General features: G+C 32.4%; 23 protein-coding genes. 14 read left to right on the top strand and 9 right to left on the bottom strand.

The window, feature by feature from the left end; genetic code table 11:
* Window positions 1–126 precede the first annotated feature (126 nt).
* Both M0214_RS13230 and M0214_RS13225 read left to right on the top strand, forming a co-directional pair.
* The gene (locus tag M0214_RS13230; RefSeq protein ID WP_248723038.1) at window positions 127–633 is read left to right on the top strand and encodes a hypothetical protein; all 507 of its coding nucleotides are present in this window, start codon (window positions 127–129) and stop codon (window positions 631–633) included.
* A 74-nt stretch (window positions 634–707) separates the two neighbouring features.
* Complete coding sequence (locus tag M0214_RS13225; protein WP_248723037.1) at window positions 708–1,232, top strand: hypothetical protein; 525 nt, start codon at window positions 708–710, stop codon at window positions 1,230–1,232.
* On the opposite strand, the gene M0214_RS13220 is transcribed toward M0214_RS13225, so the two are convergent.
* Window positions 1,219–2,229, bottom strand: coding sequence for an arginase family protein (locus M0214_RS13220; protein WP_248723036.1), 1,011 nt, complete (start codon window positions 2,227–2,229; stop codon window positions 1,219–1,221). The two genes, M0214_RS13225 and M0214_RS13220, sit on opposite strands and share 14 nt — an antisense overlap.
* Before the next feature lie 86 nt (window positions 2,230–2,315).
* On the opposite strand from M0214_RS13220, the gene M0214_RS13215 reads away from it, so the two are divergent.
* Together M0214_RS13215 and M0214_RS13210 are read left to right on the top strand one after the other, a co-directional pair.
* Window positions 2,316–3,200: a chromosome partitioning protein ParA gene (locus tag M0214_RS13215; protein WP_248723035.1), complete on the top strand. Its 885-nt coding sequence runs from the start codon at window positions 2,316–2,318 to the stop codon at window positions 3,198–3,200.
* 163 nt (window positions 3,201–3,363) lie between these two features.
* A complete protein-coding gene (locus tag M0214_RS13210; RefSeq protein ID WP_248723034.1) occupies window positions 3,364–3,939 on the top strand; it encodes a Crp/Fnr family transcriptional regulator in 576 nt (191 codons plus the stop codon).
* A 147-nt stretch (window positions 3,940–4,086) separates the two neighbouring features.
* Here M0214_RS13210 and fumC read toward each other — a convergent pair whose 3' ends face one another.
* Complete coding sequence (gene fumC / locus M0214_RS13205) at window positions 4,087–5,484, bottom strand: class II fumarate hydratase (protein ID WP_248723033.1); 1,398 nt, start codon at window positions 5,482–5,484, stop codon at window positions 4,087–4,089.
* 197 nt (window positions 5,485–5,681) lie between these two features.
* Here fumC and M0214_RS13200 point away from each other — a divergent pair, with 197 nt between their 5' ends.
* Together M0214_RS13200 and M0214_RS13195 are read left to right on the top strand one after the other, a co-directional pair.
* On the top strand, window positions 5,682–6,323 hold the full coding sequence (locus M0214_RS13200) for a peroxiredoxin (protein ID WP_248723032.1): 642 nt from the start codon (window positions 5,682–5,684) through the stop codon (window positions 6,321–6,323).
* 93 nt (window positions 6,324–6,416) lie between these two features.
* Window positions 6,417–6,587: a hypothetical protein gene (locus M0214_RS13195; RefSeq protein ID WP_248723031.1), complete on the top strand. Its 171-nt coding sequence runs from the start codon at window positions 6,417–6,419 to the stop codon at window positions 6,585–6,587.
* Between the two features lie 86 nt (window positions 6,588–6,673).
* On the opposite strand, the gene arsC is transcribed toward M0214_RS13195, so the two are convergent.
* The 3 genes from arsC to prfB all read right to left on the bottom strand — a co-directional run bounded on the left by arsC (window position 6,674) and on the right by prfB (window position 8,745).
* Window positions 6,674–7,015, bottom strand: a complete 342-nt coding sequence (gene arsC / locus M0214_RS13190) for an arsenate reductase (glutaredoxin) (protein ID WP_248723030.1) — start codon at window positions 7,013–7,015, stop codon at window positions 6,674–6,676.
* Complete coding sequence (locus M0214_RS13185; RefSeq protein ID WP_248723029.1) at window positions 7,008–7,631, bottom strand: HAD family hydrolase; 624 nt, start codon at window positions 7,629–7,631, stop codon at window positions 7,008–7,010. The genes arsC and M0214_RS13185 overlap by 8 nt, the downstream gene beginning before the upstream one ends.
* Window positions 7,632–7,634: 3 nt before the next feature.
* A protein-coding gene (gene prfB / locus M0214_RS13180) for a peptide chain release factor 2 (protein WP_248723028.1) occupies window positions 7,635–8,745 on the bottom strand; the annotation gives its coding sequence in 2 pieces (ribosomal slippage) (window positions 7,635–8,681 and window positions 8,683–8,745; 1,110 coding nt in all).
* Between the two features lie 239 nt (window positions 8,746–8,984).
* Here prfB and M0214_RS13175 point away from each other — a divergent pair.
* The 4 genes from M0214_RS13175 to M0214_RS13160 are packed head-to-tail and all read left to right on the top strand — an operon-like array spanning window position 8,985 to window position 12,672.
* Window positions 8,985–10,049: a sugar-transfer associated ATP-grasp domain-containing protein gene (locus M0214_RS13175; RefSeq protein WP_248723027.1), complete on the top strand. Its 1,065-nt coding sequence runs from the start codon at window positions 8,985–8,987 to the stop codon at window positions 10,047–10,049.
* A 59-nt stretch (window positions 10,050–10,108) separates the two neighbouring features.
* Window positions 10,109–10,450, top strand: coding sequence for a hypothetical protein (locus M0214_RS13170; RefSeq protein WP_248723026.1), 342 nt, complete (start codon window positions 10,109–10,111; stop codon window positions 10,448–10,450).
* On the top strand, window positions 10,432–11,532 hold the full coding sequence (locus M0214_RS13165; RefSeq protein WP_248723025.1) for a hypothetical protein: 1,101 nt from the start codon (window positions 10,432–10,434) through the stop codon (window positions 11,530–11,532). The genes M0214_RS13170 and M0214_RS13165 overlap by 19 nt, the downstream gene beginning before the upstream one ends.
* 12 nt (window positions 11,533–11,544) lie before the next feature.
* A complete protein-coding gene (locus M0214_RS13160) occupies window positions 11,545–12,672 on the top strand; it encodes an ATP-grasp domain-containing protein (RefSeq protein ID WP_248723024.1) in 1,128 nt (375 codons plus the stop codon).
* Window positions 12,673–12,677: 5 nt separating this feature from the next.
* Here the strand turns inward: M0214_RS13160 and M0214_RS13155 are convergent, their stop codons facing one another.
* Window positions 12,678–13,988, bottom strand: a complete 1,311-nt coding sequence (locus M0214_RS13155; RefSeq protein WP_248723023.1) for a CoF synthetase — start codon at window positions 13,986–13,988, stop codon at window positions 12,678–12,680.
* Between the two features lie 109 nt (window positions 13,989–14,097).
* On the opposite strand from M0214_RS13155, the gene M0214_RS13150 reads away from it, so the two are divergent.
* Window positions 14,098–15,114 carry a low specificity L-threonine aldolase gene (locus tag M0214_RS13150; RefSeq protein ID WP_248723022.1) on the top strand — a complete coding sequence of 339 codons (1,017 nt, stop codon included), beginning with the start codon at window positions 14,098–14,100 and terminating at the stop codon, window positions 15,112–15,114.
* A gap of 2 nt (window positions 15,115–15,116) precedes the next feature.
* Here the strand turns inward: M0214_RS13150 and M0214_RS13145 are convergent, their stop codons facing one another.
* Window positions 15,117–15,440 carry a YbaB/EbfC family nucleoid-associated protein gene (locus M0214_RS13145; RefSeq protein ID WP_248724968.1) on the bottom strand — a complete coding sequence of 108 codons (324 nt, stop codon included), beginning with the start codon at window positions 15,438–15,440 and terminating at the stop codon, window positions 15,117–15,119.
* 85 nt (window positions 15,441–15,525) lie between these two features.
* Here M0214_RS13145 and M0214_RS13140 point away from each other — a divergent pair, with 85 nt between their 5' ends.
* From M0214_RS13140 to M0214_RS13130, 3 genes are all read left to right on the top strand, one after another.
* The gene (locus tag M0214_RS13140; RefSeq protein ID WP_371873506.1) at window positions 15,526–17,622 is read left to right on the top strand and encodes a S9 family peptidase; all 2,097 of its coding nucleotides are present in this window, start codon (window positions 15,526–15,528) and stop codon (window positions 17,620–17,622) included.
* A 76-nt stretch (window positions 17,623–17,698) separates the two neighbouring features.
* Window positions 17,699–18,739, top strand: a complete 1,041-nt coding sequence (locus M0214_RS13135; RefSeq protein WP_248723021.1) for a PLP-dependent cysteine synthase family protein — start codon at window positions 17,699–17,701, stop codon at window positions 18,737–18,739.
* A gap of 246 nt (window positions 18,740–18,985) precedes the next feature.
* Window positions 18,986–20,245, top strand: a complete 1,260-nt coding sequence (locus tag M0214_RS13130) for an aminotransferase class I/II-fold pyridoxal phosphate-dependent enzyme (protein WP_248723020.1) — start codon at window positions 18,986–18,988, stop codon at window positions 20,243–20,245.
* A gap of 57 nt (window positions 20,246–20,302) precedes the next feature.
* Here M0214_RS13130 and M0214_RS13125 read toward each other — a convergent pair whose 3' ends face one another.
* Both M0214_RS13125 and M0214_RS13120 read right to left on the bottom strand, forming a co-directional pair.
* Window positions 20,303–21,424 carry a GNAT family N-acetyltransferase gene (locus tag M0214_RS13125; RefSeq protein ID WP_248723019.1) on the bottom strand — a complete coding sequence of 374 codons (1,122 nt, stop codon included), beginning with the start codon at window positions 21,422–21,424 and terminating at the stop codon, window positions 20,303–20,305.
* Between the two features lie 33 nt (window positions 21,425–21,457).
* The gene (locus tag M0214_RS13120; RefSeq protein WP_248723018.1) at window positions 21,458–22,489 is read right to left on the bottom strand and encodes a transporter; all 1,032 of its coding nucleotides are present in this window, start codon (window positions 22,487–22,489) and stop codon (window positions 21,458–21,460) included.
* Between the last annotated feature and the right edge of the window lie 31 nt (window positions 22,490–22,520).

Below are 22,520 nucleotides of genomic sequence, written 5' to 3'. Positions count from 1 at the left end.
AAAAGAGCTTAAGCGCTTGAAGTCAAAGATTAAATCAAAAATCCAAAAGGAGAATTTTTTAGATCACATACTATATTTTACCATTTTCCTGATTTTGTTTGTTGCCTTTTATTATTTCATTAATCGATGAAATTTAAAATAGTTCACGTAGTTCATGCTACTATATTCGTTTTAGCAGGATATATCTATTACTCAGGGATAGCTTATTTTATTGATTTTCTGAGGCTAGGAGGTTATGGCGAATATGATTATTATGGAATAATAGGGTCACTAGAACGTTCTAGAAGTCTTCATGCTTGCATCCTAATAACTTTTCCTTTAATTGGTGTTTTTTTAAAGAACAAGATAGGGTGGTTATTTGTAACATCTTACCTTTATTTGATATCTTGGTATTCGTTGTTTCAATTTTCCATGGATGAATTTAGTGATTTCCAAGGGTTAGTTTTTTTAGTAACTTTTGTGATAGTAATTACATTACTCCTAATAATTATGAATTTAAAAAGGGTGGTTTTCGGTTATTATAAAATAGACAAAAACCAATCTTTTGGAATAAACATTCTAGCCTGTGTACTTGGCTTGTGTTTTTCTACATTGCTCTATCTTGCACAAAATCTTCATTTATTGAGCTATTAAAATATTCTCGGTTTATAAGTATTTACTTGATGTAACAATAGTTTCAAGTATAAGACTTATAAATAAAGTCTTAAATGTTCGATTACCTAGAATTAGATTACAAAACCAAAAGGGAAAGAGAATTAATAAGTTCTATTAGGAAACCAATTTCTAATGGAACTGAAATTTCTTTTAAACCTCCATTTTCGATTTGGTTGAAGACTTATATCCTAAAGCTCAAGTTTTATAAGAAAAAGCTCGTTCTAGGTATTTCAACTCTGTTATTGATTGTTGTTTCTACAATTATGCTGTTGAATCCAATTGTTGTAAAATTTGAAGCCTACTCCATTAAACACAAAAAAGAAACTATGGCACTACGAGAAAAAAAGAAACAAAAAGCCTTTAATTTCTTAATGAACTCTGGAAAGCGTAGGTTGCAACAAGGTAGGGAACTTGGTGCCTATAAAGAGTTTAAATTAGCTTACGCCATATATCCAAAAAACAGCGAGGTGAATCAGTTAATTATTGAAACTCTAGCTGTACTGTGTGAGAAAGAAGGCAGTTATTGTAAAGACCTGGATGATATTATGAACAGCGGTGTTCTTTTTAAGCCTTTATAAAATCGGTTATTAAATAAGTGATAAAATTACCAACGTGTTTAGCTGTTTTCTTTTTTGTTGAGACTTCACTTATATGCAAATATTGAGCGTTATCGTGGTTTCCAAAATAGCTTACTAATGTTCTTGCTTGATTCACAGAAAATCCACTAGGTGTAACTGCACTATTGGGTAAATCTTTAATAGCATTACAGTCAATTTCAATACCAAATGCAGTTTTAGATACATGTTTTAAAGCACGTTCCATTTCCGAATTAAGCTCTAAATCTTTTCTAATTTCAATATTTTCAAAAGTATTGTATTTAATAGCTTTTACTTTATTTATTGTGTCTAAGGTTTTTTCTGCTGTATAATTCTCGTGTAATCCAAAAAAGAAACATCTATCTAAAAAACCTTCTGCGAATGCATTACTAAAACCACAATTTATAGAGTTATTCTCTTTAGGTTTAAAACTCGGTTGTGCATTTAGGTTGATGGCATTTACTGCAGAATTTAGAGCAAGAGCACTTCCCTTTATATTACCATAGGCATGACATCTGTTTCCGCCTATAATTATTGGTTTCTTTCCAGAAGCAACAATTTGATATACAAGGTTGGACACATAAGAATCCATTTTCTCGATTAAATCTCGGGTTTTCTTTTGTTTGTTCTTTTTTATGGGATTAAGATTAGAAATTAGATTTATTTCTGAATTAAAATCCAAATGTCCTAAAATTAAGACCTCTTTCGCCTTAATATATTTGTTGTTTTGAATATTTAAAATAGCATCTAAGGCAGCCTCCCAAGTACTTGAAAACTTAGTGTTTGCAGAACTTTTTGTTTTTTTTACGCCATTAGGTATTCCAAAAATCACATATTGAACATCCAAATTTTTAAGTTGTTCGTATATGTTAGAAATGCTAGTTAATGTTTTAGCATGTTGACCAAATTTAGTTTCGCCAGTGCGTTTATTTAAAAGTTTATTTTTAGACGTATTGTTAAAAAGAACCAGTTTGTCCATCAAGTATATTTTTCAATAAAAGTAAATCATTTACGGCATAAAAAAAATAAAGAAATAGTAAACACTAACATTAAAAACAAGTAATTATGGAAGGAAACAATAGTAGCAAAAAGTTAAAAATAGCTTTAGGAATAGCTTTGGCCTTATTTTTAGGTATAGGATTTTATACAATGAATCTTTACAGTGATAGCAAAAAAGCTCAAAACGAGTTAAAAGATGAAAAGCAACTAGTAATGAACGAACTCAAAACTATGGCCACGCAATATGACGAAGCTATAAGCGAGAACAAAGTTGCCAATGAGAATCTTGTAGAAGCTAGAGACAGAATTCAAGGTTTAATAGATTCTTTAAAAATATCTGAAACTAACGTGAAGAGTTTGTGGAGATATAAGAAGAAGTATTTATCACTTCAAAAGGAAATGGATGTATTATTGGCACAAAACGATTCATTAAAGCTTGAGAATTCTTATTTAGCGACATCCTTAGACAGTACTCGTGTTAAGCTCGAAGCAAGTACTATGTTTACAGATTCATTATTAGTTCAAAATACAGCACTTGCAGAAGTTGTAGAAAATGCAGCTATACTAGGAACAGTTGGTTTAAAAGGTTTTGGTGTAATAGAAAGAACATCTGGGAAATTAATTCCAACCGAAAGAGCCAGCAGAACAGATAAAATTAGAGTTTGTTTTACTGTGGCTAAAAATGGATTAGTACAAGCGGGTGACCAAGAATTATATGTACAAGTAATCGATCCAAAAAACAATACACTTGGATTAAATGAGCAGGTTCAGTTTGATGATAAAACATTAAATTACAGTATTATAAGTAAATTTAATTACGAAAATGAAAATCTTAATGTTTGTGAGTTTGTTACCGCTAAAGGTCAAGATGATTTTGAAAAAGGACGATATATTGTCAATGTATACAACCATAAAGATTTAGTTTCAACATCAGAGTTTAGTTTGAAATAACACACATTAACAGCATTTATAAAAAGCCTTAAGTTAAACTTTAAGGCTTTTCTTTTTTGCACCTAATCTGCTTTATTTGCTTATAATAGAAAATAGATAGTTTAAAATAATAAAGATGCTATTTTAGATTTATACTTTAACCCTAACTATACTCTAAAACTTAATGGATAGGAATTTCGCCTTTTTAAACTCATTTTCCGATATTTCTGAGGACACTTTTGAAGCATTAAGCGAAATAGCAGTATTTAAAAGAGTGAAGACAGGGGAACAATTGGTTAAACTCGGAGAGATTCCGAGTAAAATATATATGTTAGTTCAGGGCGTAGTAAGGTGTTATATTACTACAGAAGACGGTAAAGAATTCAACAAAACTTTTTATTTGTCTACATCTTTATTGGGATCTTTAACCGCATTACTCACAAAAAAAACCTCTCTTTTTGTATTCGAAGCATTATCAGATTGTAAGATTTACGAAATTGATTATGAAACGCTAATGACACTTTGTAAAAAAAACAGTAAGGTTAATAGATTGTACACTAAAGCCTTAGAGATTGTTTATGTAAAATATGAAAAACGTTTGGTAGAGCTTATGTCTTTAGATGCAAAGGGAAGGTATTTGGCTTTAAAGCGACAAATACCTAATGTAGACAACTTAATTCCGCAGTATCAAATTGCTTCATATTTAGGAATTACTGCGGTACAGTTGAGTAGGATTAGAAAAAAAATGGATAGCAATTAACATTTGTTAATCGATAACAATAGCAATAATCATATATTTGAATCAATTCTTTTGGATTGAAATACTTAAGGATTGATAGCTAACCAACCAAAAAAAAAAAACGAATCGTTAATTGATTCGTTTTTTTTATTTAGTGTAATAGTATTTTTATTTTAAGCTACCAACCATGTCTTCTGGTTTTACCCATTCATCATATTCTTCGGCAGTGACATAGCCTAAGTTTATAGCTTCTTCTTTAAGTGTAGTACCGTTTTTATGAGCCGTATTAGCAATTTCAGCAGCTTTATAATAACCAATTTTGGTATTAAGTGCGGTTACAAGCATTAAAGAATTATTGAGCAATGTTTTAATTGTAGCATGATTAGGCTCAATACCCACAGCACAATTAACATCAAAACTAACACAAGCATCGCCAATTAATTGAGCAGATTGTAAAACATTCGCAGCCATCACGGGTTTAAATACATTTAATTCGTAATGACCTTGAGTGCCTCCAACAGTAACTGTTACATCATTACCAATAACCTGAGCGCAAACCATAGTCATAGCCTCACATTGTGTCGGGTTTACTTTTCCTGGCATTATCGAACTCCCTGGCTCATTGGCAGGAATAATAATTTCACCAATACCACTTCTTGGTCCAGATGCCATTAACCTAATATCGTTAGCAATTTTATTTAAAGAAACAGCAAGTTGTTTAAGAGCTCCATGTGTTTCTACAAGTGCATCGTGTGCTGCTAAGGCTTCAAATTTATTTGGAGCGGTAACAAAAGGCAAACCAGTGAACTCTGCAATGAATTCGGCTACTCGTTTATCATAGCCTTTAGGAGTATTTAATCCTGTTCCAACAGCAGTACCGCCCAAAGCCAATTCACTTAAGTGTGGCAATGTGTTTTCTAAGGCTTTTATACCATAGTCTAACTGAGCAACATAACCAGATAATTCTTGACCTAGAGTAATTGGCGTCGCATCCATAAGGTGTGTTCTACCAATTTTAACAACATCTTTAAATGCTTTAGATTTGGCATCAAGTGTATTTCTAAGTTGTTTTACTCCCGGAATGGTAGTTTCAACTATCTTTTTGTAAGCCGCAATATGCATACCAGTAGGGAAGGTATCGTTAGACGATTGTGACTTATTCACATCGTCATTAGGCTGTATTGTTTTTTCTCCTTCTCCAATAACATGTCCAGCTATTTGGTGAGCCCTATTTGCAATAACTTCATTTACATTCATATTACTCTGGGTTCCAGAGCCTGTTTGCCATATTACAAGAGGAAATTGGTCATCATGCTTGCCTTCTAAAATTTCATCACAGACTTTAGCAATATAATCACGTTTCTCTATGGCCAAAACACCCAATTCACAATTCGTATAGGCTGCAGCTTTTTTTAAGTACGCAAATCCGTAAACAATTTCCAATGGCATTGAAGCCGAAGGTCCAATTTTAAAATTGTTCCTTGATCGTTCTGTTTGAGCACCCCAAAGTTTATCGGCAGGAACCTTAACTTCTCCCATGGTGTCTTTTTCTATTCTGAAACTCATTGTCTTTTTGTTAAAAATGAACGACAAAGTTAATTTTTTTTAAATGGTTATTTAAATGATTTCTGTTAGTTTTTTTGACCTATTTTTAACAATTACCTAAGAGAATCTTGAAAAAAATAATTTATTTTTAAATGTTTTATAAATTATATTAAATCGAATTATTTTTTTTGATAACTAAACATTAAATAGCATAAATTATGGCAACAATAAGACTAGGGGATGTAGCCCCAAATTTTTCGGCAGAAACCACAGAAGGCACCATAGATTTTCATGAATGGTTAGGAGATAGTTGGGGTATTTTATTTTCGCATCCTGCAGATTATACTCCGGTTTGCACTACCGAATTAGGAACTGTAGCTAATTATAAGGCAGAGTTCGATAAACGTAATGTGAAAGTTGTAGCTTTAAGTGTAGATGGTATAGAATCTCACAAAGGCTGGATCAATGATATAAACGAAACTCAGAATACCACAGTTAATTTTCCAATTATAGCAGATGAAGATAGGAAAGTATCGGAGCTATATGATATGATTCATCCTAATGCAGATAGTAAATTAACCGTAAGATCTGTTTTTGTAATTGGTTCAGATAAAAAAGTTAAACTCATCATTACTTATCCAGCTTCAACAGGGCGTAATTTCGATGAGTTATTACGAGTAATCGATTCATTACAATTAACAGCTTATCATAAGGTGGCAACTCCTGCAAATTGGAATAATGGGGACGATTGTGTTGTTGTGCCCGCTGTAGCTACAGAGGATATTCCTAAGATTTTCCCAAAAGGATTTAAAGAAGTTAAGCCTTATTTGAGGTTAACACCACAACCTAATTTAGATTAGTTAAAAACTCTGTTAATAAAATTAGTTTTCATTTTGTAAAACCAATAGCGATGTATTATCTTTGCAACAGTTTAAAAAAGATATCTAACAATTATGTTTGAATTTGACCAGTATTTAGGATTTTTAGCTTTCTTGACAATCTTAACCATAGGGTTTTGGTTAATGATTTTTTTATTGACTTTTGTTATTCCTTATTGGATTGGAGGAGCGTTTATAGAAAGAATGAAGGAGATTAAGGAAGAGAGAAAAGCTAGACGTCAGTAAGTACAGGCATAAGAACAATACAAATAAAAAAGGAAGCTATTTAGCTTCCTTTTTTTATTCAGTAAATTCTAGAAAGCAAAGTGTCTTTAAATTATCTCTAGAATTTTTTCTGTAGGTCTCCCTATTACAGCTTTCCCTTCATTAATAACAATTGGGCGCTCTATTAGTTTAGGGTTTTCAATCATAGCTGTTATTATTTCATCATCGCTTAAATCTTTGCCCTTATAGTGTTGTTTCCAAACAGCTTCATTTTTTCTAACAAGTTCTATTGGTGAAATACCCAAAAGCTCAATTATTTCAGTAAGTTCCTTTTTAGAAGGTATGTTTTCTAAGTACTTGATAATTTCGAAGTCTTTCCCGGATTCTTCCAAAAGACCTAGACCCATTCGGGATTTACTACATCTGTTATTATGGTAAATTTTAATCATTAATAGTAATATTGTATTGTTTTAAATCGTCTATCAATTTATCAGGATTTATAAACTGAATACCATTTAAGCCTAATTGGTTTGCAGCTTCTACATTCCTAAGGTTATCATCTATAAAAATAGCGTTTTCTGCTGTTATGTTATATCTGCTAAGGGTTATGTTGAAAATGTCTTCAAAAGGTTTCCTTGTCTTTTCTTCTCCAGACACAACTATACCCTTGAACCACTTTAAAAACTCGAATTTTTCTCGTGCAATAGGGAAGGTCTCCGTACTCCAGTTTGTTAAAGCTACGACTTTAAATTTTTTTGAGCTTACAAGTTTTTTTAAGACATTAACTGTACCCGAAATTGGGCCACCTAACATTTCTACCCACCTGCCATAGTACATGCGTATCAGAGTTTCGTACTCCGGAAATTTTAACACGAGGTCTTCGGTTGCTTTGGCTATTGGGTAGCCAGCGTCCTGGTTCTCATTCCATGCCATAGTACAGATATTATCAAGAAACCATTGCATTTTTTTACGGTCGCCATTAAATTCTTTCAAGAAAACGTACTCCGGATTCCAATCAATTAGAACACCTCCTAAGTCAAAAATAAAAGAATCTATTTTGCTCATTTCTTATAATTGGTCTGTCTGTTCTTCTTTTTGCCCCATCATCATTAAATAGGCTTTTAAGAATGGACTGATATCTCCATTCATAACCGCATCGACATTGCCAGTTTCGTGAGAGGAACGAACATCCTTTACCAATTTATAAGGGTGCATAACGTAATTGCGAATCTGGCTTCCCCACTCAATTTTCATTTTACTAGCTTCAATATCATCTCTTTGAGCACGTTGTTTTTCCAATTCAATTTCATAAAGTTGTGACCGTAACATTTGCATGGCGCGGTCTCTATTATCGTGCTGGGAACGTGTTTCAGAACACGATATTTGTATTCCTGTAGGTTTATGTACCAATTGTACTTTTGTTTCTACTTTGTTAACATTCTGCCCACCGGCCCCACTGGATCTTGCTGTGGTAATCTCTATATCTGCAGGATTTATCTCAATTTCTATGGTATCGTCAACAAGTGGATATACGTATACGGAAGCAAAACTGGTATGGCGCTTGGCATTACTGTCGAATGGCGATATTCTAACCAATCTATGTACACCATTTTCACCTTTTAACCAACCAAAAGCAAAGTCGCCGTCAATTTCTAAAGTCACTGTTTTTATACCTGCGACATCGCCTTCTTGGTAGTTAAGCTCTTTTACTTTATGACCTTCTTTTTCGGCATACATGAGGTACATGCGCATAAGCATGCTGGCCCAATCACAACTCTCGGTACCTCCAGCCCCAGCAGTGATTTGAAGAACGGCACTAAGACTATCGCCTTCGTCGGATAGCATATTCCTGAATTCGGTATCCTCAAGATATGTAGATACTTTGCTGAAATTTTCTTCTATTTCTTCAAGAGGAGTTTCACCTTCTTTGTAGAATTCATAAAGTACTTCTAAATCTTCAATTTGAGATTTAATGTTTTTATAATCTTCAACCCACTTTTTCTTTACACGAAGTGATTTCATTATGGATTCGGCAGACTTTGGATCATCCCAAAAATTGGGGTCGAATGTTTTCTCTTCCTCGTTTTGTATTTCGATTAGTTTTCTATCTACGTCAAAGATAGTGCCTTAGTTTGTCAAGGCGGGTGTTAAGATCTTTAATGTGATCTGATGTTATCATTTGGATTTATTTTTGAACAAAAATAGAATTTAAATATGCATTTATAGACAAATATCAATTTATTATTATTTAATGAATTGCTAACTACTATTTAACTAAATTGTTTATCTGACAAATAAATAATTTAAACGATTAAGTTTTATTTATAGTCAAGTTTAAGCTAAGATTGAATATAAATCCTAGTATTTATGTGGATATATTACTTTTTTAAAGATCTATTTTTAAGTTTTATAATTAAAATGAGACATAGGTTATTGCGTTTTAATCTTGATATGCTCTTTAGAAAAAAGGTTAAAAAGAGTCTTAAAGAGTATAAGTCGAAAAAACTGAGCTCAGATCAGTTAAAACAAATAAAGGCGTTTTATAAGAAAAGGGGATATACTAAGGTTAAAACATATTGGCATAGGTTTTATAGTTCTGTAAATAACCAATTTTTTATACGATATATCCCAGAGGATATATTTCATTCAATTGTTTCTAATTCATTAAATGAAATGAAACAATGGCCTGCACTTTTGGATAAAAACCTTTCTGAAATTATATTTAAAGACTTTAAACAACCCATTACAGTTCTAAAGAATATAAACGGTTTTTATTATGTGAATAATGAAATAGTTAATAGATCAACAGCAATAGAACACTGTTGTCGTTATGAAAACAAACTTGTGATTAAGCCCAGTATAGAATCTGGAGGTGGAAAGGAGGTCGTTGGGTTTCTCATAAAAGATAGAACAACAGACTACAAAAAGCTATCAATTAAAGAGTTGTTAGTCTCTTACAAGAAGGATTTTATTATCCAAACTGTTGTAGAGCAACATGCTAGGCTAAAAGCTCTTAACCCCAGTTCTCTAAATACTTTAAGAATAATAAGTTACCTAAAAGAAGATTCAGTTTATATTTTGTCATCGATTTTACGAATTGGAAGAAAAGGAATGTTTACAGATAACAATGCATCTGGAGGTCTGGTATGTGGTATAAAAAATGATGGAAAACTTCGCGAGTTTGGTTATTTCGCATCAGGGGAAAAACTAAAAAAAACCGATACAAATATTTTATTAAATGATTACATAGTACCATCATTTCATAAAGCTCTTGAAATGGTAAAGCAAATTCACTCAAAAACTCCTTACTTTAGAATTATTTCTTGGGATATAGCCATAGATGATGTTAGTGACCCAGTATTTATAGAGTATAATACATACAGGCAATCTATTGGGATTCATCAGCTTTGCAACGGACCTCTATTTGGAGATTTCACTGATGAACTTTTGGAAATTGGTAGAAAATATAAATTTGAAAGATAAGAGAATCTTTTAAATACGTAGTCAGAAGTTTAACTGACTCCATTAAATAGTATGAAATTATGAAAACTAGGTATTATTTTGGAATTACTTTTTTACTGCTCCAAGTTATCTCCATAATCTATGCTTTATTTATCTCAGAACGTTTTTTTTGTTGGGCACCCTATGATGAACATACATATATTCAAGTAAGTGTAGAGATAGATGGTAAGCAATTAACTAAAAGAGAGGTAAAAGACAGGTACCGTTATAAAGCTGAAGGTTGGGAGCCAAGAAGTATAAATAATGTTTTCAATATCATTACACAATATGAAACTACTTATGGAATAAATGATAATGCCAATGTTTTAGTAAAATATGAAACTAATGGAAATAAACAACGCATATGGAGATTAAAGCAATGACACAATATTTTCCTCTAAACTTTTCTGTAGAGTCTATGCAGCCCAACATTTTACTCATGTGTAAGTTGTTGTTTATTGTATTGTGTGTTTATGGCTTTGTCGGATATATTGATGACCCGTACATTCCTTACATACCTCAATTAGATGTTTTTTTAAACTACCCCAATGTGTTTAAAACTTTATTTAAAAGTATTTTTGTTTTATCAGGAATATTGTTGCTATTTAACATAAGAACAAGAGCTGCGGCTATTATTCTTGGTAGCTCGGTAATTATTATTTTACTATCATCTAAACCACTGTTTAGAAATCATTTGTTTATATGTGGGTGTGTGTTTTTAATAGCAGGTTTTACTAATAAAAATAGTTATCCCTGGCTGCTATTCATTCAATTTAGTTTGGTGTATTTGGGTGCATTCGTAAACAAGGTGTCCCAGATAGAGTGGTGGAATGGTCAATTTATGTATAATTGGCTGGCGAATGCAAGAGAAAATCTTTTTTTTATTTATACTTCTCGCTTATTCCCAGATATGTTACTAGCTAAATTATTGTCCTGGTTTGCTATGTTAACTGAATTAGGTATTACAGTACTGTTCTTTTTCAAAAAACAACATCGTAATGTCGGTTGGGTTATTTTATTATTTCATACTGTGCTATATTCAATAACGGCTTTTAGGTTTGGGCATTTTTATGAAGACATTGTAATTATGCTTTTAATTTTTGTTCATTGGCCCTCAGAAACTATTTTAGTTAGTTTTAATAAAGATATGTCACCACAGGTAAAGCGATACTTTAGACTTTTAAGTTTCAGTAAAACTTTTGAGTTTTCCACTAAAGCAATATTATCAGATGATTGGTTTCAAATAAAAAAAGAAAGCAAAATTTTCACCAATTGGAAAGCTTTACGATTTTTTCTTTTGCATAGCACGAACTTTTATGTGTTTTTGTTTTTTCTAGATTTGTTCATTAGGTATTTGTTTAATGGATTCATAATGGATTTTATTCATATTACGCTTACCTGGGTAATTATTCTATTCTTCTTACCATTATTACTTAAAAAAAAGCCTAAAATTGATATGATTTAAATTGATGTCAAAATGAAAAAGGATAAAATTTCTGTTTTAATACCTGATGGGGAAAGTCATATTTTAATTCATGTAATTAATTGTCTTTCACAAATAGAATTAGTTGATGTTTTTGTAATGTCAAGTACAAAACATAACCCTATGCGCTATTCCAGATATATAAAAGGTTTTTCATATTATCCTGAAAATAAAATAGATGAGATATGGATTGAAAACGTTAATAGAGAAATTAATAAGCATCAAATAGATGTTGTATTACCCATTTTTGAAATTAAGATTAAGACCTTAATCAAACATAGAAAAAGCATATTAAATCAGGATAAATTAGGTTTATTACCTTCAATAGTAAATTTTAATACGGCTATTAATAAAGGGGCTTTAGCAAAGCATCTGGAAAAGTACGATATTCCAGGACCTAAAAGTATAACTATAAGCCCCGGGGAAAATACAAATAAATTAGATGTTTTGAATTTCCCAGTGATTATTAAACCTTTAGAAGGTTTTGGTGGAGGACAAGGCATTAAGGTTTTTAAACGTGAAGAGGATATAAAAGCACACTTTGCTAAGAACAATTTTAAATACACAAATATTATTCAAGAGTATATTGAAGGTTACGATATTGATTGCAGTGTTTTATGTAATAATGGTGAAATTCTAGCCTATACCATCCAGAAAGGGAGTATGCTTGGAAAAAATAAATTTACACCTCAGTATGGGTTGCAGTTTATAGAAGAACCTGATGTATATAAAATTGTTGAAAAACTTACAAAATCATTAGATTGGAATGGTGTTGCCCATATTGACATGAGATACAATAAAAATACTTGTACATTTAACATAATTGAAGTTAATACCAGGTTTTGGGTATCTTTAGATGCGTCTTTACTGGCAGGAGTAAACTTCCCGTATTTGTATTGCTTAAGTAGCACTGGATTAACTTTTAATAAACCACAATTCAAGTTTATAGAATATTTAAATCTTAAAGGATTGATAAGAAAAGTAAAGTATAAACCAGGTTTCATTTTCAAAATAGGTTTTATACTTAACAATACACCTTTAAAATTTGCATTGATAGACCCAGTACCTATGATATATAAATTTATTACTAGAACTAAGAATATCATCGTAGCTCGATTTTAGTAATATTAAATCTTACGATAATTACATACTACTTTTTTTCGTTTTCCTGATGATAGGAGAGGGATTTCATCAACATATGAAACCGTAATATCTGCGTCGCTACCAAAATCCTCTTTTACACTATCAATTAACAATTGTTCATAGGGAAATTTGTCAATGATATTAAGTTTTATTTCATATTCTTTTTTACCGTGTTGAATGAATTGATATTGTCTTAATAAATTGTAAAAGCTGTAGAATTTAGTATACACAACAAAAGAAGATACTATGTTGCCTTTAGTGTCATAAATTAAATCCATTTTTCGACCTTCAATTTTTTCAAATTTTATCTGTCCATTTTCTAATTGAAGTAGTTTGGCAATATCACCAGTATCGTATCTAATTAAAGGCATAGCGTAGTTAAATAAATCAGTTACTACAATTCTACCAAACTCTCCTGGTTTTACTGGTTTATCATGATTAAAATCTAATAATTCAACATAATAACTAGCATGATTGATAATAAAATGTTGAGTAGAATATTTAGTTTGTTGTGCTATTATCCCGAGTTCTTCACTTGAATATCTAGATAGTATAGGTGTATTTAAATGCTTGCTTAATGTCGTTTTGGTATATTCATTAAGATATTCGGAGTTGGCTATAACAGAATTTATATTTAAATTTTTTAAATGTATTTTATTTCTTTCTAAATACATGCTAATTTGTTCAAGTGAAGAGGCAAAACCAAGAATATTTTTCTCTTGCCTATAGCGTTTTAGCATATTCAAAAATTCTAGTATCCTATCATCAGTTAATCTCGAAATATCAAATTGAACAATATTTTGTAACCATGAAGTTAACTTCCCTTTTTTATTGTGAGATCTCCACACTTCAAGTTCGTATAATCTATTTCCTAATTTAAAATCAGATTGTCCAGAAAAATATAATACATCTGCTCTATTTCTACTTCTTTTGTTAGCATCCTGATAAAGAAAAAACGGAATACCTGTAGATCCACTTGTGGATACTTTATAGTTTTTTTTGCTAATGTAAGGTTTAGATTGGAAGGCTTTAAAATTTTCTTGAACAACAGTTTTTCTAATAACGGGGAATTCTCCTATATTAATTATTCCTTTGTAATCACTATAAAAAGATGAAGTTTTAGTGGCATGTTTTAATATATCCTGAAGATGTTGTTCTCTTAGTTTTAAAGATTCATTACTTTCTAAGTTGTTTAGAACGAAAGAAATTTCATTTAAATGATTCTTTATTTTTTTTCCTTTTAAAGTATCTATAAACCAAAAGGATTTATTTCGTAAGTTATTTAATAAACTCATGAGATATTTTTTGAATAGACATGTGTTATATGTTTAGGTCAGTTAAATATAGTATTCTAACTTTTTAATTTTAAATTTATAAGTTGTAAAGTTAATTTTATGTGATATTATGAAAATAGACCTAAGAAGTGATACTGTTACCAAGCCAACAAAAGAAATGCTCGAGTTTATGATGCAAGCCAAAGTTGGTGATGATGTGTTCGGTGAAGATGAAACAGTTAAAAAATTGGAAGAACGCTTAGCAAATATGTTTGGAAAGGAGAAGGCTCTATTTTTTCCTAGTGGAACCATGGCAAACCAAACAGCAATTAAACTTCATACAAATCCCGGAGAACAAGTAATATGCGATAAATATGGCCATATTTATAATTATGAATCTGGTGGTGTGGCTTTTAACAGTGGTGTGTCTTGTAAATTGTTGGACGGGCAAAGAGGTATGTTTACATTAAATCAAGTTAAGGAAGCTATTAATCCTTTAGACTATTGGTATGCGCAAACGAGTTTGGTCGCTGTAGAAAATACTACCAACAAGGGTGGTGGGGCTTGTTGGGATTTTAATGAATTGATTAAAATAAAAAAGGTTTGTTTAGAAAACAAATTAGGTTATCACTTGGATGGTGCCAGATTGTGGAATGCCCTGGTTGCCAAGAAGGAAAACCCAAAGCAATATGGTGAGATTTTCGATACCATTTCTGTTTGTTTTAGTAAAGGTTTAGGGGCGCCAATCGGCTCTGTTTTAGTGGGAGATGCAGACATTATGAAAAATGCGATTAGAATAAGAAAGGTTTTTGGTGGAAATTTAAGGCAAGCGGGATACTTAGCTGCGGCTGCACTTTACGCCTTAGACAACCATGTAGATAGATTAGTTGGTGATCATAAAAAAGCTAGAGAAATAGGTGAGGTTTTAACGCAAAAGCCTCAAATTAAATCGGTCGAGCCAATTGAAACTAACATTATAATTTTCGAATTAAACGATGATGTTAGTGAACAGGTGTTTTTTCAGAGGCTTGTTGATAGAGGTATACACATCATTAGTATGGGAAGTAATAAGTTAAGAATGGTAACTCATTTAAATTATACCAATGATATGCATACAGCAGTTTTAAAGGCTTTGAAAGGACTTTAGTCTTATTTAAACATATCCATTCCTGGAATATTTGGAAGGCCTTCTTTGGCTGCGGCTGCCAACTCAGTTTCATTAACTTTTGTGGCCTTTTCGATGGCCTTGTTCAATGTGAGTATTAAATAATCTTCTAATTGTTCTTTGTCTTGTAGCAGCTCGTCGTCTATAGATATAGTTTTAATTTCTCTATTGGCAGTGAGTGTTACACTTAATTTATTATCAGAACTTTGTTCATCTACTAAAACAGTATCTAAACGTTTCTTGGTTTCTTCAACTTTTTTTTGGGTTTCTTTAAGTTTCCCCATCATATTCATCATATCTCCAAACATAATCTTGTAAATTTTAATTCTCAACAAAATTATTCAATTTTCAATTGAGAAGGGGTAATTTTTAAATGAAAAAAATCATGTACTTTTGAACGCTAAAATTTTAAGAATTAAATCGCTTCACTTGGAAAACGATACGAAAACCCCGGTTGCTTACAAAAAGCCTAAAGAACTAGCAATCCATAACGATGTTAGAATAGATGATTATTATTGGTTAAACGAAAGAGAAAACCAAGATGTTATTGATTATCTAAACAGTGAAAATGAGTATACAAAAAGTATTATGGCTCATACTGAATCTTTTCAAAAAGTATTGTTTGAGGAGATGAAATCAAGGATTAAAGAAGATGACACCTCGGTACCTTACAAACTAAATGGATATTGGTACATAACACGTTTTGAAAAAGGGCAAGATTACCCTATTTACACTAGAAAAAAAGAGACTTTAGATGCCAACGAAGAGCTCTTGTTTGACTGCAATGAAATGGCTAAAGAACACACTTATTTTAAATTGGGGAGTATTGCCATAAGTCCAGATAATAAATTAGCAGCCTATACTACTGATACGGTTAGTAGACGTCAATATACCATTCAAATTAAAAATTTAGAAACAGGAGAAATATTAAAAGATAATATTAAAAACACTACCGGAAGCGTTACTTGGGCTAACGATAATAAAACATTGTTTTACGCAATTAAGGATGAAATCACTCTACGTTCCCATAAAATCTTAAAGCATAGGTTAGGGGAAGGGGCAGTAAAAGATGTAGAGGTATATCATGAAAAAGACGATACCTTCTATAGTTTTGTATATAAATCTAAGTCACGAAAATATATCATTATTGGTTCTTCCAGTACACTTTCAACAGAATATAGGATTTTAAATGCCGATAACCCTGAAGGTGATTTTAAAGTATTTCAAGAGCGACAAAAAGATTTGGAATATAGTATTGCCCACTACAACGGCTGCTTTTACATAATGGCAAATTCAGATGGTGCCACAAATTTCAAATTACTAAAAACCGATGAAGGTACTACTGGTATAAACAATTGGGAAGAAGTTATTCCACATAGAAAAGATGTTTTACTAGAGGATATTGAGATTTTTAAGGATTTTCTAGTAGTTAACGAGAGACAAAACGGTTTAAACCAGCTCAGGATTATCAGTTGGGATGGTAAGGAAGACTACTATTTGCCTTTTAGTTCGGAAACGTATACGGTCTATATAGGTAATAATCCAGATTTTAACAGCCAAGTGCTAAGGTATGCTTATAATTCGCTTACAACACCTAGTTCTGTAATTGACTATAATGTAAGAACCAAACAAAGCGAGGTAAAAAAAGAACAGGAAGTTCTTGGAGGTAACTTTGACAAAAATAATTATGAATCTACTCGCATTTGGGCAACAGCCAGAGATGGCGTAAAAGTGCCAATTTCATTGGTTCACAAAAAAGGTGTTAAACGAGATGGGTCAAATCCATTATTGCAGTATGCTTACGGTTCTTATGGGTCTACTGTTGATCCATCATTTTCAACGATTAGGTTAAGTTTACTGGATAGAGGTTTTATTTATGCTATTGCTCATATTAGAGGAGGGGAGTATTTGGGTAGAGACTGGTATGAAAACGGAAAGTTACTAACTAAGAAAAATACCTTTCATGACTTTATTGATTGTTCCAAGTATTTAATTGAACAAAAATATACTTCAGGACAACATTTATACGCTTATGGTGGTTCTGCGGGAGGTTTGCTAATGGGAGCAGTTATTAATATGAACCCTGAATTATATAAAGGTGTTTTAGCTGCGGTTCCGTTTGTGGATGTGGTTACTACAATGTTAGATGATACCATTCCATTAACAACTGGCGAATATGATGAGTGGGGAAATCCAAATGATTCGAAATACTATCATTACATGAAATCCTATTCACCATATGATAATGTAGAATCTAAAGCATATCCCAATATGCTGGTAACAACTGGTTTACACGATTCGCAAGTGCAGTATTGGGAGCCCGCAAAATGGGTGGCTAAGCTGCGAGAGTTAAAAATAGACACCAATAAATTGTTATTGCACACGGATATGGACTCTGGACATGGAGGGGCTTCTGGTAGATTTGAAAGCTTAAAAGAAGTTGCGTTAGAATATGCGTTTTTGTTGGATTTAGAGGGAATACACAATTAATTTAAAAAAAAAACTTATTTTTGTCAGGTTTTAAGTCGCATTATAGTAATAATTTTGTGGTTTATAAATTTCTTTTATGAAACAAAACAAAAAGGTTTTTAACAGTTTGTTGGATTTAGTGGGCAATACACCGCTTGTTAGATTAAACAAAATAACCTCTGGTTTTAAAGGAGATTTCTACGCTAAAATAGAATCCTTTAACCCCGGACATTCTTCAAAAGACAGAATAGCATTATACATCATAGAGCAAGCCGAGAAGAAAGGTATTCTTAAACCTGGCGATACTATTATAGAAACTACTTCTGGTAATACTGGATTTAGTTTGGCAATGGTTAGTATCATTAAGGGTTATGAATGTGTGTTGGCTGTGAGTTCAAAATCATCACCAGATAAAATAGACATGCTCAAAAATATGGGCGCTAAGGTTTATGTTTGTCCGGCTCATGTAAGTGCAGACGATCCAAGGTCTTATTACGAAGTAGCAAAGCGTTTACATGCTGAAAGAAAAGGCTCTGTGTATATTAATCAATATTTCAATGAGCTTAATATTGATGCACATTACCATTCTACAGGTCCAGAAATTTGGGAACAGACCGATGGGGAAATAACGCATTTGGTTGCCTGTAGTGGTACTGGAGGAACAATTTCTGGTACAGCTAAATATTTAAAAGAGCAAAACCCAAATATAAAAGTTATAGGTATTGATGCTTATGGTTCTGTGATTAAGAAATATCACGAAACTCGAGAGTTTGATGAAAAGGAGATTTACCCTTACAGAATCGAAGGATTGGGGAAAAACTTAATTCCGGGAGCAACAGATTTTGATATTGTTGATGAGTTTGTTAAAGTTACAGACGAAGATAGTGCTCACACCGCTAGAGAAGTTGCCAGAACAGAAGGCATGTTCGTTGGTTATACCTCTGGCGCAGTAGTTCAAGGTCTTAAACAATTGAATGAATCTGGAGCATTTAAGAAAGGTGATAAAGTTGTTGTGATATTCCCAGATCACGGGTCAAGATATATGAGTAAGGTGTATTGTGATAAATGGATGAACGATCAAGGTTTCTTCGATAGTATTAATGAGGAAGCTGCAGAAAAGGTTCAGTACATTAAATAAAAACACCTTTACTCAAATCAAAGAGATTGATTTTTGTTGAAAAAACAAGATTTAATCTCTTTTTTTATTTTGTAGATAATTGAACCCTAAAAATTATGTTCAAAACATTAAAATATTTAATTTTGCATAAACTAACTAGGGACTAAACTATTAAGATTTTTGTCTAAACCTATTGTTTTAGATTGTTATTTCTTGCATCTACCAAAAGTTAGTTTGTCTTAAATTTAATAGCGTAAGATATTATAAATGAAAGATTTATTTGAAAAAATTTACAAGGATAAGGGACCTCTAGGAAAATGGGCAGCTCAAGCAGAAGGTTATTTTGTATTTCCTAAATTAGAAGGTGAAATTTCAAATAGAATGAAGTTTCAAGGAAAAGAGGTTATAACTTGGAGTATTAACGATTACCTGGGCCTAGCGAACCATCCTGAAGTGAGAAAAGTAGATGCTGAAGCTGCTGCTGAATATGGTTCTGCCTATCCAATGGGTGCTAGAATGATGTCTGGTCACACAGACTTGCATGAAAAACTACAAAATGAGTTAGCGGCTTTCGTAAAAAAAGAAGCTGCTTATCTTTTGAATTTTGGTTATCAGGGTATGGTTTCTACCATTGATGCTCTTGTATCGAAAGACGACATTATAGTGTATGATGTAGATGCACACGCTTGTATTATAGATGGAGTTCGTTTGCATATGGGTAAACGCTTCACATACAAACATAATGACGTAGAAAGTTTAGAAAAAAACTTAGAGCGAGCTTCTAAAATGGCCGAGCAAACCGGTGGAGGAATTCTTGTGATTTCTGAAGGTGTTTTTGGTATGCGAGGTGAACAAGGTCGCTTAAAAGAGATAGTAGCTTTAAAGAAGAAATTTAATTTCAGACTTTTTGTTGATGATGCCCATGGTTTTGGAACCCTTGGTGCCACAGGAGCAGGAGCAGGTGAGGAACAAGGCGTTCAAGATGATATAGATGTTTACTTTGCGACATTTGCTAAATCTTTAGCGAGTACCGGTGCTTTTATTGCCGGAGACCAAGAGATTATAGATTACTTGAAATATAATTTACGTTCTCAAATGTTTGCCAAGTCGCTACAAATGCAATTGGTAGTTGGGGCTCTAAAGCGTTTAGAAATGCTTAAAACTATGCCAGAGCTGAAAGCTAAGTTATGGGAAAACGTAAATGCGTTACAGTCCGGATTAAAAGAAAGAGGTTTTGATATCGGTACAACCCAAAGTTGTGTAACGCCTGTTTATTTAAAAGGTAGTATACCTGAAGCAATGGCATTGGTTAAGGATTTAAGAGAAAATTATGGAATTTTCTGTTCTATAGTGGTATACCCGGTTATCCCTAAGGGATTAATTTTATTAAGATTGATACCAACCGCTACACATACTTTAGATGATGTTAAAGAAACTTTGCATGCGTTTGAAAGTATAAGAGATAGATTGGAGAATGGAACATACAAACGTCTTTCAGCTGCTGTTATGGCTGCTATGGGAGAATAAAATACTGGTTTTAAAAAACCAAATAAAAAGGGATGATTTTAAATCATCCCTTTTTATTTACAATAAATTTTTCCTGAATGTTTTTCTTTTTCTACATACTACGGGGTCAAAATGTTTCCAGATTTTATGTATGGCAACATTATCTTCTAGTTCAGGGGTTCTATAACAATTTTGAATTCCTTTTTCTTTAAATGTTTCATAGTATTCATTGAAAATCACGGCATGTACCCCTTTGTTTTGGTATTCGGGATGGATTCCAATCAGGTAGAAAATAACATCCTTACTGTGCTTTTTCGCTTTTAGAATATGATAAAAACCATAAGGTAATAGCCTCCCTTTTGCTCTTTGCATGGCCTTGGCAAAAGAGGGCATAACAATGGCAAACCCTACAAGGTTATCGTCCTTGTCAACAACAAACTTTATATATTCTGGATTTACAAAACTTATAAATTTCTTTTTAAAATAAGCTTTTTGGATATCTGTAATCTCAACAAAGGAGGACAACGAAGCATACGACTCATTAAATAGGTTGAACATCTTATCAACATAAGGCATCACTTCTTTAGTTTTAGTAAACTTAAGTGCCCTTAGTTGGTATCTTCGTTTTATTAATACTTGAGCTTTTTTAAAATGTTCGGGTTTTACATTTTTAAAAGGAAATTTACTTTCAATATAGCCTTTTTCAACTTTATAACCTGCAGCTTCATAATGTTTGGCATAGTAAGGGTGGTTATACCAAGTTATCATGGGGGATACCACATCAAATCCTTCAGTCACAACACCTACTTTATCAAGGTTGGAAAAGCCAACAGGCCCTTCGGTAAAGTGTAAATTTTCTGATTTCCCAATATCTTCAACTTTATTAAATAGCGCTTGGGAAACGTTTAAATCATCAATAAAATCAAACCACCCGAATCGCATTTTTTTTTGGTCTTGATTTTTAACCTCTAGCCAATTAATAATAGCAGCGACCCTGCCAACAATTTCATTGTTTTGATAGGCTAAAAATAATCTCGCATCTGCATCTTTAAATACAGGGTTTTCGTTTTTATCAAAAGTTTTTAGTTCTTGGCTAATAATTGGTGGTGTCCAGCTTTCTGAATCTTCATATAGCTTGAACGGAAATTTTATAAAAGCCTTTAGGTCTTTTTTTGAGTTAACCTCTTTAATTGTAATCATATTCAGTTAACACTTTTAGTTGGTGTTGGGTTTTTAGTCAAAATCAATGTCTTTCTTTTTCTGTTTTTTTATTTTATTTTCCTCGTTTATTTCGTCATCTCTTCTCTTTTTTCTCTTTTTCTGTTTTTTAGTGTTGTTCTTACGGGTTTTTCTTTTTCCTTCGTCTTCAACACTATTGTTGTTATCTGGTATAGGGTCTTTATGAAAGTCTAACCTGTACGAAGCTCCAATACCCGCATTAAAAACAGAGGGTGTATCTTTTGTGTTAAAAGTAAGTGCAGCGTCTAGTTGAAAGTTTCTACCTAATAGCCGGGCACCACCAACTCTAAATAAATTATCAGCATAAAAATCACTTTTGATACCTTGCATTTCACCAAATACTACCCATTGTTGATTGAAAGCATGTGTTAGAGTTAATACGTATTGAAAATCGGATTGGTTTGTACCTATACGATCCTTGATGAAATTCATTATGAATACCCAACCACCAGCAAAGTTGTTTTGTGTAGCTACCATAACCTTTGGACTAAAACCTTCAATTCCTGGTGCCGTGTATGGGTTGTTCTTAGTATCATAGTTACCACCCAAGTAAACTGAAACAGCAGGAATTAGGTCTTCCCACTTAAAGCTATGGTTGGCTTTCCAACTGTAAAGATTTGGCTTGTTACTCTCTTGGTCTTTATAGGGATCGTAAATCAAATATTTAGCTCCAAGCGTAATATGCTTAAAATTGCTTCTGGGTTCTTCAGCATCAGGTCTAAACGTATACTTTTTTGTGTCATTTTGGTAAATGCCTTCTATGTTTATCTCTAATTGTTCAAAAAACAGTCCATATCTCGCGGAAAAATCTACTCCCAAACCGCTAACCTCGTATGTTGTGGCTGGAGTCCTTTTTTCTTTTACGTAATAAGGTCCAATTTCAAACTGCACTACATTTGTACCTACAGAGTAAGCGCTTCTAGAGGCCCCTGGTCTATTAGAATTAATGACATCTGTATATTGGGGGTAAACCAATGTGGAGGTCATTAATAATAGGCATGAAATAAAGGTCTTTAAAGGCTTCATTGTTAGGTTTTTGTTTTCAAACAAGACATAA

Source organism: Seonamhaeicola sp. ML3 (genome assembly GCF_023273855.1).
GTDB lineage: Bacteria > Bacteroidota > Bacteroidia > Flavobacteriales > Flavobacteriaceae > Seonamhaeicola.
The sequence above is the reverse complement of the archived record's forward strand: the minus strand, read 5'-3'. Positions and strand labels throughout refer to the sequence as shown.

Excerpts from the sequence above, each read along its gene's own strand:
- M0214_RS13175 (WP_248723027.1), top strand. The coding sequence starts at position 8,985 with ATGAGACATAGGTTATTGCGTTTTAATCTTGATATGCTCTTTAGAAAA.
- M0214_RS13125 (WP_248723019.1), bottom strand. The coding sequence starts at position 21,424 with ATGATTACAATTAAAGAGGTTAACTCAAAAAAAGACCTAAAGGCTTTT.
- M0214_RS13210 (WP_248723034.1), top strand. The coding sequence starts at position 3,364 with ATGGATAGGAATTTCGCCTTTTTAAACTCATTTTCCGATATTTCTGAG.
- M0214_RS13150 (WP_248723022.1), top strand. The coding sequence starts at position 14,098 with ATGAAAATAGACCTAAGAAGTGATACTGTTACCAAGCCAACAAAAGAA.
- M0214_RS13230 (WP_248723038.1), top strand. The coding sequence starts at position 127 with ATGAAATTTAAAATAGTTCACGTAGTTCATGCTACTATATTCGTTTTA.
- M0214_RS13200 (WP_248723032.1), top strand. The coding sequence starts at position 5,682 with ATGGCAACAATAAGACTAGGGGATGTAGCCCCAAATTTTTCGGCAGAA.
- M0214_RS13130 (WP_248723020.1), top strand. The coding sequence starts at position 18,986 with ATGAAAGATTTATTTGAAAAAATTTACAAGGATAAGGGACCTCTAGGA.
- arsC (WP_248723030.1), bottom strand. The coding sequence starts at position 7,015 with ATGATTAAAATTTACCATAATAACAGATGTAGTAAATCCCGAATGGGT.
- M0214_RS13220 (WP_248723036.1), bottom strand. The coding sequence starts at position 2,229 with ATGGACAAACTGGTTCTTTTTAACAATACGTCTAAAAATAAACTTTTA.
- M0214_RS13155 (WP_248723023.1), bottom strand. The coding sequence starts at position 13,988 with ATGAGTTTATTAAATAACTTACGAAATAAATCCTTTTGGTTTATAGAT.
- M0214_RS13160 (WP_248723024.1), top strand. The coding sequence starts at position 11,545 with ATGAAAAAGGATAAAATTTCTGTTTTAATACCTGATGGGGAAAGTCAT.
- M0214_RS13185 (WP_248723029.1), bottom strand. The coding sequence starts at position 7,631 with ATGAGCAAAATAGATTCTTTTATTTTTGACTTAGGAGGTGTTCTAATT.
- M0214_RS13135 (WP_248723021.1), top strand. The coding sequence starts at position 17,699 with ATGAAACAAAACAAAAAGGTTTTTAACAGTTTGTTGGATTTAGTGGGC.
- M0214_RS13170 (WP_248723026.1), top strand. The coding sequence starts at position 10,109 with ATGAAAACTAGGTATTATTTTGGAATTACTTTTTTACTGCTCCAAGTT.
- M0214_RS13225 (WP_248723037.1), top strand. The coding sequence starts at position 708 with ATGTTCGATTACCTAGAATTAGATTACAAAACCAAAAGGGAAAGAGAA.
- M0214_RS13145 (WP_248724968.1), bottom strand. The coding sequence starts at position 15,440 with ATGTTTGGAGATATGATGAATATGATGGGGAAACTTAAAGAAACCCAA.
- M0214_RS13215 (WP_248723035.1), top strand. The coding sequence starts at position 2,316 with ATGGAAGGAAACAATAGTAGCAAAAAGTTAAAAATAGCTTTAGGAATA.
- M0214_RS13165 (WP_248723025.1), top strand. The coding sequence starts at position 10,432 with ATGGAGATTAAAGCAATGACACAATATTTTCCTCTAAACTTTTCTGTA.
- M0214_RS13120 (WP_248723018.1), bottom strand. The coding sequence starts at position 22,489 with ATGAAGCCTTTAAAGACCTTTATTTCATGCCTATTATTAATGACCTCC.
- M0214_RS13195 (WP_248723031.1), top strand. The coding sequence starts at position 6,417 with ATGTTTGAATTTGACCAGTATTTAGGATTTTTAGCTTTCTTGACAATC.
- fumC (WP_248723033.1), bottom strand. The coding sequence starts at position 5,484 with ATGAGTTTCAGAATAGAAAAAGACACCATGGGAGAAGTTAAGGTTCCT.